The following is a 19,204-nucleotide window of genomic DNA, read 5'->3' as shown; positions in this document are numbered from 1 at the left end:
ACAAAAACAACACATTAAACATAGCATTACAAAATAACCCGTTATAGCACAAAACTATTAACACAGATTTTTCGTATTTATTCAAAGGATTGTACTAAATTTCGGATAGAGTAGACAACGTTAAACCATTTAAAGATTATTAGATTCAATTGAAATTAAATTATTCTATTTTTTTATTATTCTTACTTGGTAGTATTTCGGCTTTAAGCCAAAATAGCATGGATATTAATGCTTTATTTAATACCGAAAAACATACTATTGAAATTACACAAAACATACAGTATCAAAATAAAAGCAATACGCCTTTAGATACTATTTACTTAAATGACTGGAGCCACAGTTACTCTTCCAAAACAACTCCATTAGCAGAACGCTTTGCTGACGAATTTAAAACTACATTTCATTTTGCCGCAAACCAAGACAGAGGTTACACTGTCGTTACTAGTTTAAAACAAGCTAATCAAGACTTGTTTTTTGAGCGATTAAAAAAACAGCCTGACGTTATAAAAGTTGCATTAGACAAACCATTAGCACCCAACGCATCTTATAATTTGACTTTAAATTATATTGTTCAAATACCCAATAATAAATTTACAAGATACGGGGTTACCAATACTGGCGATTATAACTTACGTTTCTGGTACATTACACCCGCTGTATTTGACGGTAAATGGCACTATTACAGTAATAAAGATTTAGAAGATTTGTTTGTAGAGCCTGCAAACATAAATCTTACGGTGACCTATCCTAATAATTTTACGCCTATAAGTGAATTAGATTTGGTTGAAAACAATACTATAGATAGCCAAACATCGACCAAGTTTCAAGGTAACAATAGGATAAACACAAAATTATCTTTAGTAAAGACTAATGATTACAACACTGTTGAAACAGACTTTTTTAGTATTCAGTCTAATATTGACAATGAAGATTTGGATCCAACCAAAGTCGCATTAATATCAGATAAGGTTGCTCAATTTATTACCAGTAATTTAGGAGATTACCCTCATAAAAAAGTATTACTAACTTGGATAGATTATAAAAAAGATCCTATTTACGGTCTTAATCTATTACCTGATTTTATTAGACCATTTGAGGACACGTTTCAGTACGAATTAAAACTACTTAAAACGACCTTAAAAGTATATTTAGAAAACACCCTTTTAATCAATCCACGAGAAGAGCAATGGTTGTTGGATGGTATTCAGATTTACTATCTAAGAAAATATGTAGAAGTCTTCTACCCTAACCAAAAAATACTAGGAAAATTATCTAAGGTGTGGGGCGTTAAAGCTTTCCATGCAGCCGATCTAAATTTTAATGATCAATATCCCTTTTTATACATGCACATGGCACGTACTAATATTGACCAACCTATTGGGATGGCTAAGGATTCGTTATTAAAATTCAATAAAAATATATCCAATAAATATAAAGCTGCTATCGGTTTAGATTATTTAAACGATTTTGTTGGAGACTCCATTGTAGACAAAACATTAAGCAGTTTTGTAAAACAAACCAAACTAAAAAGAACCACGCCTCAGGACTTTCAAGCATTAATAACATCTAAAACAAACAAGGATCTTAATTGGTTTTTTGAAGATTACGTAAAAACTAATAAAAAGATAGATTTTAAGATTAAAAACGTAAAAAAGACTGAAGACTCTATTACCATTACTATAAAAAACCTAAGAAACAATAGCATGCCTGTTTCTTTATTTACTTTGGAAAACGACAGCATTACTTCAAAGCAATGGGTTAATGGTTTTACAGGAACAAAAAAAATTACAATTGCCAATAAGGATGTTGATCAACTAGCATTAAACTACGATTACACAATACCGGAGTTTAACCAACGTAATAACTATAGCAAACTAAATGGCTTTTTCTTAACAAACAAACCGCTACAATTTAGAGTATTTAAAGACATAGAAGACCCTAATTATAATCAAGTATTTTTTATGCCTGAATTTGCCTATAACTTTTATGACGGGCTATCTCCTGGTATAAAATTATACAACAAAACCTTATTGAGTAAGCGTTTTTTATACAATTTAAGCCCAAAGTATGGATTTAAAAGCAAGCAAGTGGTTGGTAGTGCTTCGTTAATTTACAATGCGCGACCTGAAAACTCTGACAACTACAGAACCAAATATGGACTTTCAGGGAACTACTATAATTATGCACCAAATTTAACTTACACCTCTTTTACGCCTTTTATCGATTTTAATTTTAGAGATCATAAAAACTTAAGAGATAACAAGCGTAAATTTTTATCTTTTAGATATATAAATATTAATAGGGAAATAGATCCTACTGGCGAGTTCGAAACTGAAGGAGAACCAAAATACTCCGTATTTAATACCAAATTTGGTATTATAGATAACAACTTAAAAGAGCACGCCTCTCTAATTACAGATCTACAACTGGCTAAAAACTTTGGAAAAATCTCTGCCACTTTAGAATTCAGGAATCTAAACGAACGCAACAAACAATTTAATGTTAGAGTGTTCTCTGGTCTTTTTCTTTATAATGATAGTTATCAAGATTCTGACTTTTTTAGTTTTGCTTTAGACAGACCAACAGATTATTTATTTGATTATAACTATCTGGGTCGTAGCGAGGAAACAGGTGTACTTAGTCAGCAACTTATAATTGCCGATGGTGGTTTTAAATCAAAACTAAAACACCCTTTTGCCAATCAATGGATGACCACCGTTAATACTAGTGCTACCCTATGGCGCTACATAATGATGTATGGTGATGCAGGGGTTATTAAAAATCAAAGCTTTAGTCCAGAATTTGTATACGATTCAGGTATTAGATTAAATCTAGTCGAAGACTATTTTGAGCTATACTTCCCGATATACTCCAATTTAGGATGGGAAATAGGACAACCTAATTACGATGAAAAAATACGCTTTATTGTAACCTTATCTCCTAAAACACTTCTAGGCTTATTTACACGACGCTGGTATTAGTAAATTCTTAACAAAATTTACTTTAACATGCGTAAATTATCGATTAACCAACTAAACCCAACTTATATTATTAAATTCTTAGTTTTTTAGGATTTTTTGATATTGCAGAACTGACAAATTATGATTAAATTTGTTTCAAATAATTCCTTAAAATATGCAAACAAAAGCTAACGCCAAAAAAGACTTGTCTTTTGAAGATTTTAAAAAAGAAGTACTTAACGACTATCACATTGCTGTAACCAGTCGTGAATGTAGTTTATTAGGACGTCGAGAGGTGTTAACTGGAAAAGCTAAGTTTGGAATATTTGGAGATGGTAAAGAAGTACCACAATTAGCAATGGCTAAAGCTTTCAAAAATGGTGATTTTAGATCGGGTTACTACCGTGACCAAACCTTTATGATGGCTATTGGAGAATTAACAATGCAACAGTTTTTCTCTGGATTATATGCAAATACAGATTTAGCAGAAGAGCCTATGTCTGCAGGACGCCAAATGGGTGGACACTTTGCAACGCATAGTTTAGATGCAAACGGAAACTGGAAAAACCTAACACAACAAAAAAACTCAAGTTCTGACATCTCTCCTACTGCTGGACAAATGCCACGACTATTAGGTTTGGCACAAGCTTCAAAAATATATAGAAATGTTAAAGGTATTGATACCACTAACTTTTCTGTAGAAGGAAATGAAGTTGCTTGGGGTACTATCGGTAATGCAAGTACAAGTGAAGGCTTATTTTTTGAAACTATTAACGCTGCTGGTGTTTTACAAGTACCAATGGTAATAAGTGTTTGGGATGACGAGTACGGTATTTCTGTGCACGCAAGACATCAAACTACTAAAGAAAACATATCTGAAATCCTTAAAGGATTTCAACGTGATAAAAATGCTAAAGGTTATGAAATCCTTCGTGTAAAAGGTTGGGATTACGCTAATCTAATTGCAACTTATGAAGAAGCTGCAAAAATAGCAAGAGAAGAGCATGTTCCCGTTTTAATACATGTTAACGAGTTAACACAACCTCAAGGACACTCGACATCAGGATCTCATGAGCGTTACAAAGATAAAGATCGTTTAAATTGGGAAGCTAAAAACGATTGTAATGTAAAAATGCGTGATTGGCTAATAGAAAACAATATAGCGACTGACGAAGAGTTACAAACAATTGAAAAAGGTATTAAAAAGCAAGTTAGAGATGCTAAAAAAGCAGCTTGGACTAGCTATTTAAAACCAGCATTATCTGAAAAAGAAGAGTTAGTTATACTTTTACAAACAGTTGCGGCATCAAGTCCTAACAAAGTGTTTATTGAGAAAATAGCTAACGAATTAGCCGCACTAACAGAACCAAATAGAAAAGATTCTGCTTCTGCTGCAAGACGTGCACTACGTTATTTAATTAATGAAAATACTTCAGAAAAACAACAATTATTAAACTGGATTGATACCTTTTTTGAAAAAGTACAACCTTTATATAGTTCAGATTTACACAACGAAAGTGATTCTGCTGCTATTCATATAAAAGAAGTAAAACCAACATACAGCCAAGACGCAGAAGACGTTGATGCACGTGTTATTTTAAGAGAAAACTTCGATTTTATTTTTAACAAATACCCAGAAACTTTAATTTTTGGTGAAGATGCTGGGAAAATTGGTGATGTAAATCAAGGTTTAGAAGGCTTACAAGACAAATATGGAGAATTACGTGTCTCTGATGTTGGTATTAGAGAAGCAACCATCTTAGGTCAAGGTATTGGTATGGCAATGCGTGGTTTACGCCCAATTGCAGAAATCCAGTATTTAGATTATATCATGTACGCACTTCAAATTATAAGTGATGATTTAGCAACTTTGCGTTATAGAACCAAAGGACGTCAAAAAGCACCGCTTATTATCCGTACTCGCGGACATAGATTAGAAGGTATTTGGCATTCTGGGTCACAAATGGGAGGTGTATTAAACTTAGTAAGAGGAATACACGTTTTAGTCCCTAGAAACATGACTAAAGCTGCTGGTTTTTATAACACTTTATTACAAAGTGATGAGCCTGCTCTAGTAGTAGAATGTTTAAATGGGTATAGATTAAAAGAACAGCTTCCAACTAATATTGGTGAATTTAAAACACCTATTGGAGTTGTAGAAACAGTAAAAGAAGGTGCAGATATTACATTGGTATCTTACGGTTCTACATTAAGAATTGTACAACAAGCAGCAAAAGAATTAGCTGAAGTTGGTATTGATGCAGAAATTATTGACGTTCAATCTTTATTACCTTTTGATTTAAATCATGACATTGTAAAAAGTGTACAAAAAACAAACCGTTTAATGGTTATAGATGAAGACGTTCCGGGAGGAGCATCTGCTTACATTTTAGACCAAATATTAAACAAACAAGACGCCTTTAAGTATTTAGACAGCCAACCAAAAACATTAGCTGCTAAACCGCACAGACCTGCCTATGGTACGGATGGAGACTACTTCTCTAAACCTTCTACAGAAGATGTTTTTGAAGCTATTTACGAGGTCATGCACGAAGCAAATCCTAGTAGTTTTCCCAAATTGAGATAATTACTTTTCAAACAATACCAAAGCACTTATATTTATAAGTGCTTTTTTTATATCTTTAAACTAAATATAACTTTTTTATTACATGAAACGCTATTCATCAATATCAAAAGTATTACCCCTTATATTACTTTTATTTAGTTTTTATACTCACGCTCAAAGAGAATCTGCCAATTGGTATTTTGGAGATAATGCAGGTATTCGGTTTTTTTCTGGCGATCCTGTTGCTGTATTAGACGGTAGCCTAAACACCAAGGAAGGTTGCGCCACAATTTCTGATCCTAGTGGAAATTTGTTGTTTTATACAGATGGGACATCCGTTTGGGATAGAACCCACGACCTCATGCCTAACGGTTATGGTTTAATGGGAGACAGTTCTAGTACAGAATCTGCTATAATAATCCCAAAACCCGGATCATTGTCTATTTATTATATTTTTACAACAGACAGACCTAATTATTATTTAACGCCAGACGATCCTATTGAAGGATTGAATTACACGGAAGTGGATATGAGCCTAAATGGTGGTTTAGGAGATATTGTTACAACTAATAAAAACAATCATTTAATTACTTATAATATTAGTGATGCTGTACAAAACGAATATAAAAACTCAGAAAAGCTAACTGCCGTAACGCATAATAATGGACAAGATATATGGGTTATTACGCAGTTTATGAATAAATTTTACGCTTTTAAAGTTACAAGTAGCGGAGTTAATGAAACACCCACCGTATCAACAGTAACACAGACTGTTTTCCCGCGTATTAATGATATAGGATCCAATGTTACAGCTATTGGTTATTTAAAAGTATCCCCAGACGGATCTAAGATTGCAATCGCACATAGTTCCACGTCATTAGGGAGCCCAACATTGGGTAAACGTAGGTCTGGAAAAGTATTATTGTATGACTTTAACAACACTACGGGTAACGTTACAAACGAAAAATTAATTTTAGAAAACTCTTATCCTTATGGTGTTGAGTTTTCGCCAAATTCTAAATTATTATATGTTACCGCAACACAATTTAGTATCGAAGATAGTTTTGTAGACAGTTCTCTGTTTCAATATAATACAGAAAGCAATAATATAGCAGGCTCACAATATACAGTTAATACATCTTCAAATGTTGCTGGAGCATTACAATTAGGAATTAACGGGAAGATTTATAGAGCAGGATATGCCATATTTAGTACAGGTACCCATCTGTCGGTTATAAACGACCCTAATTCGGTAGGTAATAATTGTAATTATACGCATAACTCTTTTTTCCTTCAAGGCAGAACGTCTCAAATTGGACTTCCTCCATTTATACAATCTATATTCAAGTTTTCTTTTGATTTTGAAGACACTTGCTATAACGACAACACTCATTTTTACATTACCTCAGAGGACCCTTATGATAGTGTTTTATGGGATTTTGGAGACGGAACAACTTCAACCGAAATTGAGCCTTACCATACATACGCGCAATCAGGAAATTATTTAGTAAAACTAATAATGACTTTAAATGGTATAGACTACCAACCTTTGCAAAAAATAGTAAAAATAGAATCAGTTCCAGATGTTATTCAAACACCTTACGATCTTATAACATGTGACTCATTTGATAACGACGCCACAGATGGCATAACTATTTTTAGTTTAAAAGATGCAAATATCGGGTTACTAATAGACCCTACAGAATATATTGACGTGTATTACTACCATACTTTAGATGAAGCCACAAGTGATATTGATAACCAATACGCAATTAACCATGACAACTATACTAACCAGTTTAATGAAGAAATTGTTGTAGCCAAAGTCAAATACCCTGATGCACTTTGTTATAGTATAGCCTACGTTAGATTATCAACTACCCAAGCTGTAGATGTTGGCATGTACCAACTAGAAGCCTGTGATCTATACAACTCATCTTCTGCCCTATTTGACTTAACCACAATAAGGGATCAAGTAATAGCTAATCTGCCATTAACAGGAGATATTACTGTCAAATTTTATCTTTCGCAAGCCAATGCTGCTGGAAACATAAATAGCCTTCCTGATACTTACAATTCTGGAAACAACCTACTTTATATCTCTATTAGTAATGAAAATGTTTGTTATGGCTATGGTCAATTAGAGCTTATTCTGCGTGATTTCCCCGACTTAGAAGATCAAAATATAGAAATATGCTCAAGAGATTTCCCTTTAACGTTAGAAACTGGACTAACACCCGCAGAGGTTGCCAATTATAATATTACTTGGAGCACGACTGAAACCACTAACAGCATAGTTGTAAATCAGCCTGGCATATACAACGTGACAATATCTGATCCGATTTTAAACTGTGAAAAATCTAGTGCTGTAATAGTTACACAATCCCCATTACCCGAAATAGAACAGGTGTTAATCGATGATTATACTGCAACTATTATACTTGCTGAAAGTCAAAGTACTTTCGAATTTGCTATGGACAACGCCAATGGTGTTTTTCAAGAATCAAATGTGTTTAATAATTTATCTCCAGGAATACACACTATTTATGTTAGAGATATAAATCAATGCGAAATCATCTCAAAAGATATAACAGTCATGGGGTTTCCAAAATACTTCACACCAAATAACGATTCTAATCATGATTATTGGAATGTGATAGGCTTGGAAGGAAACCAATATAATTTTATATTAATGTATATTTACGACAGATATGGAAAATTAATAACCATGTTTAATCCAACAACATCACTAGGATGGGATGGTAAGTATAATCAAAAGCTATTACCACAAAATGATTACTGGTATAAACTACGCTTGTCTGACGGGACGTATTACAGTGGTCATTTTACTTTAAGGCAATAAAAAATTACATGAAAGATCAAACAGCGTTAACCACTAGAGACTGGTTAGCAATAGAACGAACAAAACTTGCTAACGAGCGTACTTTTCTAGCCTATTTTCGTACGTTTTTAGTTATCCTAGGAACAGGAATAACCATTTTAAAACTAGACCTATTTGCGGACCTTAAAAACTATGGTATTACACTAATTGCAATAGCTCCAATTATTTTACTTATAGGCGTATTTAGATTATTTAAAGTTAAACGTACTATTAAAAAACATTATAAAGTTTAATTTTGAAATTAGTTTCGCTTACGCGGAAATAAAACATGTTGTAATGAAAGCAGTATCCGTAGTCACCATACGTAAAGAGTTAAAACACAAAACCAGCGAAGAGCTAGCTGAGCTTTGCTTACGTCTATCCCGATTTAAAAAAGAAAATAAAGAACTACTAACCTATTTGCTTTTTGAAGCAGATAGCGAAGCAGGGTATATTGAAACTGTTAAGGCTGAAATTGACGAACAATTTGAAATAATAAATACCGATAGCTTTTTTTACATTAAAAAAAGTGTGCGTAAGATTTTACGAAACACAAAAAAATACATCCGCTACTCGCTTAATAAAGAGACTGAAGTCGAACTACTACTCTACTTTTGTAAAAAGCTTAAAACAATGAAACCTTCAATTTCAAGAAATACAACGTTAACCAATTTGTATGATCGAAATATTGAAGCCATTACAAAAAAAATACTAGCATTACACGAGGACTTACAGTATGACTATACTATGGCGTTGGAGGATATGTAAAAACAGCTTAATATAAAACTACTCAAAAACAAAAAAGCCAACCTTATCGGTTGGCTTTTTAATATTATATTTAAAAGTATTATGCAGTTTGCATGTTATGTTTTCCTTCGTATACTTCTTCAATCAACTTTTTATTAAACGCTGGCAAATCGTCAGGATTACGACTAGTCACTAAACCTTCGTCTACGACTACTTCACTATCCTCCCATTTAGCACCTGCATTTACTAAATCTCTTTTAATGGAGCTAAACGATGTTACTTTACGTCCTTGCAATACGTCTGCCTCTGCTAATAACCATGGTGCGTGACAAATTGCTCCTACAGGTTTTTTATTTGCGAAGAAGGATTTTATAAACCGAATTGCTTCTGGATTACGCCTTAATTTATCGGGATTGATAACACCTCCAGGTAAAACAAGTGCATTATAATCGTCTTGACTTACTTGATCTAGAGTTTTATCTACGTCATAACTATTACTCCAGTTACCGTCTGCCCATCCTTTTATTTTTCCTGATTGTTCTGAGACGATGTGCACGTCTGCGCCTGCTTCTTTTAAAGCTTGCATTGGTTGTTTTAATTCACTTTCTTCAAATCCATTTGTTGCTAAAATCGCAACTTTCTTTCTCTCTAAGTTTTCCATTGTTCTGTTTTGGTTTTAGTTGTTACTATTTCGATTCACATCTAAAGTACTAAAAACACTAGTGTTTACAGAATTACAGCATTGATTTAACTTGGATTTAATAAGATTTGTTAAAGGATAATAGTTAAGTGTTAAATACTAAATTATAACGTTAAAACATTTAACTATTTAGGTTCAATAATTAAATATACAGAAGTACTATCACCAACATTTAAAACTTCATGTTCGCTAATTTTATCTTTAGACCAAGTCACACCAGTTGTTACAGGAATAGTCCGTGTGCCATTTGCATCTGTAATTTGAAACGTGCTTCCAGCTAATGTATAGCCAAAATGCGGTTTATGATAGTGCTTTTGGTGTCCAACATTGGGAGGAAATGTACACTTTAAAATACGTTGCTTTTTTGTTTCATTTAAAACCTCGCAAACTTTTTTCCCTTCCCAACCAGCCTCTAGCGGGTCTGGAAGTGTTTGTACTGTTTTGCATGCAGAAAATAAAACTAAAAATATGATTATATAATAGGGTTTCATGTTAAGATAAATAAAAATTAATACATGATTTTTACTAACATCTCCTTAAGCAAATCACCTTGTGGTACAGCATTACTATCCACACCTTTACTTTTACCATCAAACTCGCGCAGCGTTGCAATAACCTGACTTACTTTACGCATTGGATAATGTCGTGATGCCTCAATATATTCGTTAACAAAATAGGGGTTAACGCGCAGAGCTGAAGCTACAGCACGAGGATTTCGATCCGACATACCATGTAAATGTAACAGTTGAGAGAAAAAACTAAACAATAACGAAACGGTCAAAACCATCGGGTTATCTTTAGGGTTTTCAGCAAAATAATGTACGATTTTAAACGCTTGCGCTGTGTTTTTAGATCCTACAGCTTTACGTAATTCAAAGTTATTGTAATCTTTACTGATTCCAATATTTTCTTCGATATGATCTGGTGTAATCTGCGTGTCTCTAGGTAAAACTATCTGCAACTTATCCAATTCATTACTCAATTTACTTAAATCTGTACCTAAAAACTCTACTAGCATCTGGGATGCTTTTGGCGTAATAGAATATCCTTTTGGTGACAATACGCGACTAATCCAATCCGGAACTTGATTTTCATAAAGCTTTTTACTTTCAAAAACAACACCAGATTTTTTAATTTCTTTATAAACAGCTTTACGTTTGTCTACCTTTTTATATTTATAACAAATTACTAAAACCGTTGTAGGTTGCGGATTTTTGGCATAAGCTGCTAATTGATCGATGGTTCTAGCTAAATCTTGTGCTTCTTTTACAATTACCACTTGGCGTTCTGCCATCATAGGATAACGCTTAGCATTGCTCACAATATCTTCAACCGTTACATCACGACCGTACAAAACCATTTGGTTAAAACCACGTTCTTCCTCCGTTAACACGGTTTTTTCTATAAAATCCGAAATTTTATCAATATAATAGGCCTCCTCACCCATCAATAAATAGATAGGTTTAAGGTTCTTGTTTTTTATATCAATGACTAACTGTTTGACTTCGTCCAAAGGAAAAAATTTTAAAAATTTGGTTTTTGACTTATGAAGGTTAACTTTGAAGAAAACCGAATACAATTTAATGCAAGAGTTAAACTTTCCAAAGTTTGAGTTTCGATTCAAAAATAACGAAAATAAAGTATCTATTTTTGATGTTATACGTAAAAGATTTATGGTCTTACAACCAGAAGAATGGGTAAGACAACATTGCGTACACTATTTAATAACCGTTAAAAAGTACCCGATCTCTTTAATTAACGTAGAAAAGGAACTAAAAGTCAATGATTTAAAAAAGCGCTATGACATTGTTGTGTTTAACACGGATGGCACTATCCATTTAATTGTAGAGTGTAAAGCACCTAAAATAGAAATTAAACAAAATACGTTTGACCAAATAGCACGTTATAATTTGGCGTTAAACGCGACCTATTTAATGGTTACCAACGGTATTAATCATTATTATTGCAACATGGACTTTGAAGCAGAAAAGTATCATTTTTTACAAGATATTCCGGAATATAACGCGCAACACTAAATAAAATACCAAATAACAACTAAATATCTCTTTTTTGAATATAGCAGTAGTCATACTAAATTGGAATGGAAAAGCATTGCTTGAGCAATTTTTACCCGCTGTGGTCTCCTACTCTCAAGGTGCTACTATTTATGTAGCGGATAATGCATCCTCAGATGATTCTGTTGCATTTATAAAAGCAAATTATCCTGAAGTAAAAATTATTCAGAATAAAGAAAATGGTGGTTATGCTAAAGGTTACAATGATGCCTTACAACATGTTGAAGAAGCTATTTATTGCCTTTTAAATAGTGATATCGAAGTTACTCCAAATTGGTTGACGCCCATAGTTGATGCTTTTAAATCGGAAAGTGAAACTGCTATTATTCAACCAAAAATTTTAGACTACAAAGCTAAAACCAAGTTTGAATACGCAGGTGCAGCAGGAGGTTTTATAGATAAATACGGCTACCCTTATTGCAGAGGTCGTATTTTTGATACTATAGAAAAAGACACTAATCAATATCAAAATGCTCCTATTTTCTGGGCTTCAGGTGCTTGTTTCTTTATCAGGAAATCTACGTTTAGAGCATTACAAGGTTTTGATGAGACCTTTTTTGCACACATGGAAGAGATTGATTTATGCTGGAGAGCCTTTAATATAAACTATAACACAAAATACATTGGTGATTCAACCGTATATCACGTTGGAGGCGCCACTTTAAACGCTAGCAATCCCAAAAAAACCTATCTTAATTTTAGAAATAGCTTATTTACTATTACTAAAAATGCTAGCGGAAATTTACCTTCACTAATTTTTATAAGATTAATCTTAGACGGTGTTGCTGCTGCAAAGTTTTTATTTAATTTAAAATTTAAGCATATTTTTGCAATACTTAAAGCACATCTGTCGTTCTACAGGCATCTAAATTCGCTTTTAAAAGCAAGAAAACAAAGTCCGCAAAAAGCCAGTTATTTTACAAATAAGTCTGTTGTATGGTCTTATTTTGTTGATAAAAAGCGTAAATTTAGTCAATTATGATGCTTTTAGCAAAAATTTTGTTAAACCGTATTTTAACATTTTAATTATTTATACTTTTGACGAGTATAAATTTAATTTATCATTCAATAATTATGAAAAAAATCCTATTACTAAGTGCAAGTGCACTTTTATTATTAAGCTCATGTGTATCTAAAAAAGAATTTGCTGCATTAGAAGCAAAACAAAAAGAAACACAGGATTTATTAAACACAGCAACTGTAAAATTAAACTCTTGTTTAGCTGACGAAGCAGCATCTGCAGCTCGTCTTAAAGAAATTCAAGCACGTTTAACAGATATGAAAGCAAATAACCTTGCTTTAATTGAAAGTACTAAAGACATGACAATGTTAACTGCACAAGGTGCTAAAAACGTTGAAAAATCTTTAGAAAGTTTAAAAGAAAAAGATTTAAGAATTACAAGATTACAAGATGCGTTAACTAAAAAAGACAGTGTAACACTAGCTTTAGTAACAAGTTTAAAGAAAGAAGTTGGATTAAATGATCCAGACATCGAAATCAATGTTGAAAAAAGCGTTGTATTTATCTCTTTATCTGACAAGTTATTATTCCAAAGTGGAAGCTACTACATCTCTTCAAGAGCTAACGAAATTTTAGGAAAAGTTGCTACAGTAATTAATGGTAAGCCAAACTTTGAAGCAATGGTAGAAGGTCATACAGACAACGTACCTTACAATAAAGGTGGTGTGTTAGTTGACAACTGGGACTTAAGTGTAAAACGTAGTACAGCTATTGTTAGAGCATTACAAGATTTAGGTGTTGATCCTAAACAATTAATTGCAGCAGGACGTGGTGATCATTTACCTTTAGTTTTAAACGACTCTCCAACAAACAGAGCAATTAACAGAAGAACTAAGATTTATATCTTACCTAAGATTGATCAATTTTATGAAATGATTGAAACTGAAATGAAAAATTTATCTAAAGAATAAGTTTTCTTTTATATAAAACAGAAAAGCTCAACCGAAAGGTTGGGCTTTTTTTATGTACTTATTTAAAATGTCTTTTTATGTATAATACTTGTGTAAATACCCTTAAAAAACCTCAGCACTACAGGGATACACTCTATAATAACAGAAATTTAGTAAAGCCTTATTTATCGTGACACCACACAGACAACTCATTACCTGAAGGATCTAAAAACTGAAAACGACTACCACCAGGAAACGAAAAGATATCCACACTAAGTGTACCTCCAAATTCTAAAACTCTAGCCTTAGCTTGCTTTAAATTATCATGATAAATAACTATTAAAGCTCCATTACTTATAGCTTGTTCTGTTTTTTCAAAACCACCAGTAATTCCGCTAGCTTCAAATGCTACATAGTTTGCGCCATAATCTGTAAATCGCCATCCAAACGCTTTATTGTAAAAGGTTTTTACAGCTTCCAGATCATGAGCTTTAAACTCGATATAATTAATATGGTTGTTGGTTGGTTTCATTATTGACAAATTTCAAGATAGTCTGCTCTTTATTCCTAAATAAATTTAAAAATAAATCTTTTTCAATTTAATTGAATTAAAAAATCTCTATACTTCCTTTTCCTTCTCTAATAATTTCAGGCTGATCACCAGACAAGTCAATAATAGTAGAGCCCTGATTATCTCCGTAACCACCATCAATAACTAAATCGACAAGGTTACCCCACTTTTCTAGAATCAATTCAGGATCTGTAGTGTATTCTAATATAGTATCTTCATCTCTAATAGATGTAGATACTATTGGATTGCCCAAAGCCTTTACTATTTCTAAAGCAATGGCATTATTAGGTACACGTATACCAACCTCTTTTTTCTTCTTAAAAGCAGCTGGTAATGTTTTAGAGCCAGGTAAAATAAAAGTATATGGACCTGGTAATGCTCTTTTTAATATTTTAAAAGTTGAACTGTCTATTTGTTTTACGTAATCTGATAAATTACTTAAATCATGGCAGATAAAGGAAAAATTAGCTTTTTCAAGCTTAACCCCTTTTATTCTAGCAATACGCTCTAATGCTTTTGCATTAGTAATATCACAACCTAATCCATAAACCGTATCCGTAGGGTATATAATAAGTCCGCCTTTTTTTAAGACGTTAACAACCTTTTTAATCTCCTTTGGATTTGGGTTTTCTTCGTAAATCCTGATAAATTCTGCCATAATATTTAGTTTTATGTTTATCCTATAAGCTGAAGTTTTGCAAAACGTAATAATAATTTCTTTTTACCACCAAACTGAAAATTGATTTCTGCTTTAACATCCGCACCTTTGCCTTCAATACTAAGGACATCGCCTCTACCAAATTTTAAGTGTTTTACTATATTACCTACTGCTAATTCTCCTTCAATTAAGTTAGCCTCTGCCGATGGAACTACTTCTGAAGCTTTTTTTAATTTTTTTGGTACACTAATTTCGAAATTTACTGGGTCTTTCTTCTTTGCCACTTTCTTTTGTAATTTAGGTTGTATTGCTTTTTTAAATCTAATTTTGTTTGGTGGTGTATCTCCAAAAATATCTGCTGATAACATTGGGTTAATACGCCTTTCTTCTATTGGAGTAATTATGTCTAGAAACTGATCGTCTATTTCTTCAATAAAACGACTAGGTTCTGAGTCTACTAATTTTCCCCAACGGTATCTTGATAATGCATAAGTTAAATATGCTTTTTTCTCTGCTCTTGTTAATGCTACATAAAATAAACGACGTTCTTCTTCTAGTTCACTACGTGTATTCATACTCATAGCACTTGGAAACAAATCTTCTTCTAATCCAACGACAAAGACATTACTAAACTCTAATCCTTTAGACGAGTGAATAGTCATTAACGCCACGTGATCCGGATCTCCTTTATCACCATCTAAATCTGTTGCTAAGGCTACATCTTCTAGAAACTCTGCTAAATCATCTTTTGAATCAGCAATTTCTAATTGGCCTTCAACAAAATCTTTAATACCGTTTAATAATTCTTCGACATTCTCCAAACGCGTCACGCCTTCAGGAGTACCATCTTTATTAAACTCTTTGATTAAACCACTTGTTTTAGTTACATATTCTGCTAAATCAAAAGCATTTGCTGTTTGATTCATTACTTGATAACTTTTAATAAGCGTTACAAAATCTCTAAGCTTATTTTTAGTTCCCGAATTTATATTTATGTCTACGGTGTCAATATTTTCTAATAAACCGAAAATAGTTTTACCACTCTCATTAGCAGCAACCATTAAACGATCAATAGTTGTTTGACCAATACCACGACCTGGATAATTAATAACACGTTTTAAAGCTTCCTCATCAGAAGAATTTAAAATCAAACGTAAATACGCGGTCACATCTTTTATTTCTTTTCTTTGATAAAAAGACAATCCTCCATAAATACGATACGGAATACTTCTTTTACGCAAAGCTTCTTCCATTGCACGAGATTGCGAATTGGTACGATATAAAATAGCAAAATCACTGTTAGGTACGTGATCTGTCATTTTTGTTTCCCAAATAGCACTTGCTACAAAACGACCTTCGTCACCATCCGTTAAACTACGGTGCACTTGCACTTTTGGACCTTCATCATTTGCTGTCCAAACGATCTTTTCTAATTTTGTCTGGTTATGTTCTATTACTGAGTTTGCTGCACCAACAATGTTTTTTGTGGAACGGTAATTTTGCTCTAAACGGTACATCTTAACATTATCATAATCCTTTTGGAAATTTAAGATATTACTGATGTTTGCCCCTCTAAACGCATAAATACTTTGCGCATCATCCCCTACGACACATATGTTTTGAAAACGGTCCGCTAACGCACGCACGATTAAATACTGACTATGGTTTGTATCTTGATACTCATCCACCAAAATGTATCTAAACTTATCTTGATATTGTGCTAAAACCTGAGGAAATCTTGTTAATAACTCATTGGTACGTAAAAGCAAATCATCAAAATCCATTGCTCCTGCTTTAAAGCAACGCTCTACATAAGCCTGATATATCTCTCCCATTTTTGGACGTCTAGACATCACGTCAGCCTCCATTAATTCTGGATTATTAAAATAAGCCTTGACAGTAATCAAACTGTTTTTGTAAGATGAAATCCTGCTGTAAACTTGTTTTGTTTTATATAAATCTTTGTCTAAGCCCATTTCCTTTATGATAGATCCCATCAATTTCTGAGAATCTTGGGTATCATAAATAGTAAAATTACTTGGATATCCTAAATGATGTCCTTCAAAACGAAGAATTTTAGCAAAAACAGAGTGAAATGTTCCCATCCATAAGTTTTTAGCCTCACTAGCTCCAACTATTTCTGCAATCCTTCCTTTCATTTCCTTAGCCGCCTTATTGGTAAAGGTTAAGGCTAGAATATTAAATGAGTCAATACCTTTGCTCATTAAATAGGCTATCCTGTAGGTAAGTACACGTGTTTTACCCGATCCTGCACCTGCGATAATAATCATAGGTCCATCTACTTGAACGGTAGGCTCGTACTGTGCTTCGTTTAACTGACTTAGATACTTTTCCAAATTGCTTGTTTTTTTAAGGTTACAAAAATAGTTAATGTAACCGTTTTAACCCCTTGTATTTGTTAATAATTATAAACAATTACTCATCTTTTGTACCATCTCCTGCCATAGCAGAGATTAAACCTGCTTGTGTGTTTTTCCAAACAAAATTAAAAATAGACTTTGTACTATCTCTAGTCACTGTTTTAGTATCGCTATCTCTAAAGTTATCCGGCTGATTACTACTGTTTTTAGATACAAAAAGATTAATTATTCCAGAAAGCAGCTTGTTTTTCTCTTTCCCATTATCTTTAAGAATGATAATATCAAAATTAGTATACTTCGTCTTTAAATTTACTGTGGATGTGTTAGAATTTCCATCAATGGTGAAATAAGTCTTAATCAAATCACCTTCTAGCTTTAAATTTAAATTGGGTTGCATAAACGGATTTAAGTCGGCAGCTTTTAGTTTTCCCAATTCTGCTTTAAACACAAAATTGTCAGTTTTGTTAGCAACATCAAAACCCCAATTAACAGCAAGAGGAGTGCTTTCCATGAAAATACAATCTAAAGCAATTGTTGTTTGATTTGGCAACTGATAACCATTGCCTACGTTTTTTAATTGCCCATTAAAACGTTTAAAGTGCAATTGACCCGCATCATGATCCTGTTTTACTTTTTCTTCATAAATGATTGCACCATCTACTATATCCACTTGCTTGACTTGTAACTTAAAGTCCAAATCTCTTAACATTTTACTGTACAGCGGTTTTAGCGTCAAATCATCAACAACCAATTTATCACGGTAAATATTAAATACGGGCAAGTTAATAACTAATTTATCACTTGAAAACCCATTGATTTTTTTGTTTTCAAACGTAACCTTTTGGTTCTGAATTTCTATTTTTGGGATTCTCAAATCAAAATGATCACGTTCTGTTGTAATCACTTTAGACAATTCTTCTTTTGTATAATTCGTCTTTAGACTAAATCCTTCTATGCTAACATTGTTATTATCTAGTGTAAAGTCGTCTACAGTAATTGTTTCAAAAACACCTGCTTTATATTTTAAATTAGTACCATTTAAAATTGAATTTTTAAATACAAAAGGTACTTTGGAGTCTAATTTTGGTTCCATTACAAATTCAGTAATAGCAAAATCAAGTTTTTCTGCTTTAACAATTAACGAATCATTAGCACGATCAAAAATGACTAGATTAGCATTACTTATTGACAAATTATCTGCATGTAACACCTGCTTTAAATTATCCATTATAGATTGACCACCTGTCTCAGTACTCACTAAAGCATTATGATAATACGTGATTTTTGGATCTTTAAAATCAATAGTTTTAACCGCTATTTTATTGTTAATCATATAATCCCAATAACTAAACCCAGAAATAGAAAACGCCGTCATAGCAATTGTAGCATTGACTTTACCTGTTGTTTTTCCTGTAACTTTAAGACTAGGGTCTTCCAAATTAATATGCCCAGTTAAAAGGTTTAACTCTATATCCTGATAATCTAAAGCCATAGATTCTGGTAAATTAACGACAGCAGCTTTTATTTTGTTTTTTACTATTGCTTGCCCTACAAACAACAAAACTGTTGAAACTAAGACACAAATGGCTATTATTAGTGTTATTTTCTTTCTTTTTTGACTCATATTATAAAGATAACCGATAGATCCTAAATACCAATTTTTTACAAATATCTTAACATCAGTAGTACCTACCGTCTACTTAAGGGATTATAATCCTCTAAAACCAGAGTAATAAAGTGTTAAAAAAATGGTC

At 32.7% G+C, this 19,204-nt stretch carries 15 protein-coding genes; 8 read left to right on the top strand and 7 right to left on the bottom strand.

The window, feature by feature from the left end; all coding sequences use genetic code 11:
* The first annotated feature begins 149 nt into the window (after positions 1 to 149).
* The 5 genes from ACZ2G2_RS11695 to ACZ2G2_RS11675 all read left to right on the top strand — a co-directional run bounded on the left by ACZ2G2_RS11695 (position 150) and on the right by ACZ2G2_RS11675 (position 9,175).
* Positions 150 to 2,981 carry a gluzincin family metallopeptidase gene (locus ACZ2G2_RS11695; RefSeq protein ID WP_470392233.1) on the top strand — a complete coding sequence of 944 codons (2,832 nt, stop codon included), beginning with the start codon at positions 150 to 152 and terminating at the stop codon, positions 2,979 to 2,981.
* 154 nt (positions 2,982 to 3,135) lie between these two features.
* Positions 3,136 to 5,547, top strand: coding sequence for an alpha-ketoacid dehydrogenase subunit alpha/beta (locus ACZ2G2_RS11690; RefSeq protein ID WP_470392232.1), 2,412 nt, complete (start codon positions 3,136 to 3,138; stop codon positions 5,545 to 5,547).
* A gap of 82 nt (positions 5,548 to 5,629) precedes the next feature.
* A complete protein-coding gene (locus tag ACZ2G2_RS11685) occupies positions 5,630 to 8,389 on the top strand; it encodes a T9SS type B sorting domain-containing protein (RefSeq protein WP_470392231.1) in 2,760 nt (919 codons plus the stop codon).
* Between the two features lie 8 nt (positions 8,390 to 8,397).
* The gene (locus ACZ2G2_RS11680; RefSeq protein WP_090842091.1) at positions 8,398 to 8,661 is read left to right on the top strand and encodes a DUF202 domain-containing protein; all 264 of its coding nucleotides are present in this window, start codon (positions 8,398 to 8,400) and stop codon (positions 8,659 to 8,661) included.
* A 43-nt stretch (positions 8,662 to 8,704) separates the two neighbouring features.
* On the top strand, positions 8,705 to 9,175 hold the full coding sequence (locus ACZ2G2_RS11675) for a hypothetical protein (RefSeq protein ID WP_101202291.1): 471 nt from the start codon (positions 8,705 to 8,707) through the stop codon (positions 9,173 to 9,175).
* A gap of 79 nt (positions 9,176 to 9,254) precedes the next feature.
* On the opposite strand, the gene ACZ2G2_RS11670 is transcribed toward ACZ2G2_RS11675, so the two are convergent.
* The 3 genes from ACZ2G2_RS11670 to holA form a co-directional block, all read right to left on the bottom strand.
* A complete protein-coding gene (locus tag ACZ2G2_RS11670) occupies positions 9,255 to 9,815 on the bottom strand; it encodes a type 1 glutamine amidotransferase domain-containing protein (protein ID WP_470392230.1) in 561 nt (186 codons plus the stop codon).
* 164 nt (positions 9,816 to 9,979) lie between these two features.
* The gene (locus tag ACZ2G2_RS11665; RefSeq protein WP_090842085.1) at positions 9,980 to 10,345 is read right to left on the bottom strand and encodes a cupin domain-containing protein; all 366 of its coding nucleotides are present in this window, start codon (positions 10,343 to 10,345) and stop codon (positions 9,980 to 9,982) included.
* A gap of 17 nt (positions 10,346 to 10,362) precedes the next feature.
* Positions 10,363 to 11,367 (bottom strand): DNA polymerase III subunit delta, encoded by a 1,005-nt coding sequence (gene holA / locus ACZ2G2_RS11660; protein ID WP_470392229.1) that lies wholly within the window; start codon positions 11,365 to 11,367, stop codon positions 10,363 to 10,365.
* Positions 11,368 to 11,437: 70 nt separating this feature from the next.
* Here holA and ACZ2G2_RS11655 point away from each other — a divergent pair, with 70 nt between their 5' ends.
* From ACZ2G2_RS11655 to ACZ2G2_RS11645, 3 genes are all read left to right on the top strand, one after another.
* Positions 11,438 to 11,890, top strand: a complete 453-nt coding sequence (locus ACZ2G2_RS11655) for a type I restriction enzyme HsdR N-terminal domain-containing protein (RefSeq protein WP_090842083.1) — start codon at positions 11,438 to 11,440, stop codon at positions 11,888 to 11,890.
* Between the two features lie 34 nt (positions 11,891 to 11,924).
* Entirely contained in the window at positions 11,925 to 12,911 is a 987-nt protein-coding gene (locus ACZ2G2_RS11650) for a glycosyltransferase family 2 protein (RefSeq protein WP_470392228.1), read from the top strand.
* 92 nt (positions 12,912 to 13,003) lie between these two features.
* Positions 13,004 to 13,861 carry an OmpA/MotB family protein gene (locus ACZ2G2_RS11645; RefSeq protein WP_090842079.1) on the top strand — a complete coding sequence of 286 codons (858 nt, stop codon included), beginning with the start codon at positions 13,004 to 13,006 and terminating at the stop codon, positions 13,859 to 13,861.
* Positions 13,862 to 14,021: 160 nt separating this feature from the next.
* Here the strand turns inward: ACZ2G2_RS11645 and ACZ2G2_RS11640 are convergent, their stop codons facing one another.
* The 4 genes from ACZ2G2_RS11640 to ACZ2G2_RS11625 all read right to left on the bottom strand — a co-directional run bounded on the left by ACZ2G2_RS11640 (position 14,022) and on the right by ACZ2G2_RS11625 (position 19,074).
* Positions 14,022 to 14,372 (bottom strand): VOC family protein, encoded by a 351-nt coding sequence (locus ACZ2G2_RS11640; protein ID WP_470392227.1) that lies wholly within the window; start codon positions 14,370 to 14,372, stop codon positions 14,022 to 14,024.
* 76 nt (positions 14,373 to 14,448) lie between these two features.
* A complete protein-coding gene (locus ACZ2G2_RS11635; RefSeq protein WP_101202284.1) occupies positions 14,449 to 15,069 on the bottom strand; it encodes an L-threonylcarbamoyladenylate synthase in 621 nt (206 codons plus the stop codon).
* Between the two features lie 17 nt (positions 15,070 to 15,086).
* Positions 15,087 to 17,426 (bottom strand): ATP-dependent helicase, encoded by a 2,340-nt coding sequence (locus ACZ2G2_RS11630; RefSeq protein WP_090842073.1) that lies wholly within the window; start codon positions 17,424 to 17,426, stop codon positions 15,087 to 15,089.
* A gap of 79 nt (positions 17,427 to 17,505) precedes the next feature.
* Entirely contained in the window at positions 17,506 to 19,074 is a 1,569-nt protein-coding gene (locus tag ACZ2G2_RS11625; RefSeq protein ID WP_470392226.1) for a hypothetical protein, read from the bottom strand.
* Between the last annotated feature and the right edge of the window lie 130 nt (positions 19,075 to 19,204).

Source organism: Olleya sp. KKT75, from assembly GCF_055635485.1.
Note: the sequence above shows the minus strand (reverse complement) of the source record. Positions and strands in the feature narration are given on the sequence as shown.

What these genes read in the sequence shown, in the direction of transcription:
- ACZ2G2_RS11690 (WP_470392232.1), top strand. Translation starts at nt 3,136, where the DNA reads ATGCAAACAAAAGCTAACGCCAAAAAAGACTTGTCTTTTGAAGATTTT.
- ACZ2G2_RS11685 (WP_470392231.1), top strand. Translation starts at nt 5,630, where the DNA reads ATGAAACGCTATTCATCAATATCAAAAGTATTACCCCTTATATTACTT.
- ACZ2G2_RS11680 (WP_090842091.1), top strand. Translation starts at nt 8,398, where the DNA reads ATGAAAGATCAAACAGCGTTAACCACTAGAGACTGGTTAGCAATAGAA.
- ACZ2G2_RS11675 (WP_101202291.1), top strand. Translation starts at nt 8,705, where the DNA reads ATGAAAGCAGTATCCGTAGTCACCATACGTAAAGAGTTAAAACACAAA.
- ACZ2G2_RS11670 (WP_470392230.1), bottom strand. Translation starts at nt 9,815, where the DNA reads ATGGAAAACTTAGAGAGAAAGAAAGTTGCGATTTTAGCAACAAATGGA.
- ACZ2G2_RS11665 (WP_090842085.1), bottom strand. Translation starts at nt 10,345, where the DNA reads ATGAAACCCTATTATATAATCATATTTTTAGTTTTATTTTCTGCATGC.
- ACZ2G2_RS11655 (WP_090842083.1), top strand. Translation starts at nt 11,438, where the DNA reads ATGCAAGAGTTAAACTTTCCAAAGTTTGAGTTTCGATTCAAAAATAAC.
- ACZ2G2_RS11645 (WP_090842079.1), top strand. Translation starts at nt 13,004, where the DNA reads ATGAAAAAAATCCTATTACTAAGTGCAAGTGCACTTTTATTATTAAGC.
- ACZ2G2_RS11640 (WP_470392227.1), bottom strand. Translation starts at nt 14,372, where the DNA reads ATGAAACCAACCAACAACCATATTAATTATATCGAGTTTAAAGCTCAT.
- ACZ2G2_RS11635 (WP_101202284.1), bottom strand. Translation starts at nt 15,069, where the DNA reads ATGGCAGAATTTATCAGGATTTACGAAGAAAACCCAAATCCAAAGGAG.
- ACZ2G2_RS11625 (WP_470392226.1), bottom strand. Translation starts at nt 19,074, where the DNA reads ATGAGTCAAAAAAGAAAGAAAATAACACTAATAATAGCCATTTGTGTC.